The 1,051-nt window shown below is 30.6% G+C and carries 1 protein-coding gene; it reads left to right on the top strand.

Translation table 11 applies throughout. The annotated features are described in order from the left end of the window. Positions 1-434: 434 nt before the first annotated feature. Positions 435-992 (top strand): hypothetical protein, encoded by a 558-nt coding sequence (locus AC1DJR_RS31130; protein ID WP_429687722.1) that lies wholly within the window; start codon positions 435-437, stop codon positions 990-992. Positions 993-1,051 lie beyond the last annotated feature (59 nt).

The following is a 1,051-nucleotide window of genomic DNA, read 5'->3' as shown; positions in this document are numbered from 1 at the left end:
ATATAACTCTTCGGCAAATAAAGACAGCTCTTGTTTTTGATGCATATTCATAAAAAGCACGTCACCCTTTCTCATTAACATAAGAGAATAGTAACGTGCTTTTAATTTTAAGAATAGTCTAAATCCTTAAGTTGATGGATGTGTGGCGGTACCCCTTATTAAAATTAAAGTGGTTCAAGTTGGAGGAAGACACCTTAGGGTGTCTTTTTTATATAATTTACATTAAATTAATTAAACTTTATAAATAGATGTAGTAAAGTGAAATTGGGTGGGAACTCAGATATATTTGTGCTGTAAGAAAAGTATTATGTAGATCGGGAGGGGCACTTCGAAATGTGTGCCTTTTTCTGTGTTTGTACAAAGAAAGCTACATTAGGAGACACAATTAATTAATAAACAATAGGCTAATTTGAATATTATTGGGGGATTTAGTGATGAGTCATGAAATTATTGAAAAGATTGATACAGCCATAAAAAAGGTATGGACAGAAGATTTGAAAATTGATTATGCTAACTACTTTCTTCTAAAAGAGGATTCATTAAAAAATGCTTTTTACTTTCATTTAAGAAACAGACTAGGAGAAGACTTTCTAAACAATCATAATTTACGAATATTTACAGAGTACTTTATTAATGGCGAAAGAATTGACTTAGCTATTGTTGAAATTGATTCAATAGCTGTTGAAGACTATAATTTAAGCGATTGTATAATTAGAGTATTAGCAGCAGTAGAAATGAAATATAAAGGTTCTTCTGTAAGTGACGATGTGTTCTACGGAGATGTTAACAAAATACTATCTTTTATTAACAGTTGGGGAAATGAAACTAAACACTATTTAGCTTTCATTCAAGAAAAGTATTTTAAAACAGGAGATGTTGTAAATTGGTTAGAAGATGAACAAGCAAGCAAAGTGAAAGGAAAAGTAACTGAGTTATATGCCTATTGGGACCAAGAGAGTGATGAAACTGTTTGGAGTGTTATAGATTATTAAATATTTCTTTATAAACAAACGATAAAAGAGTATCAAGTTGAAGGAAGGCACCTTAGGGT

This window comes from Bacillus sp. 05T31 (assembly GCF_056396725.1).
This window is presented reverse-complemented; position numbering and strand designations above follow the sequence as displayed.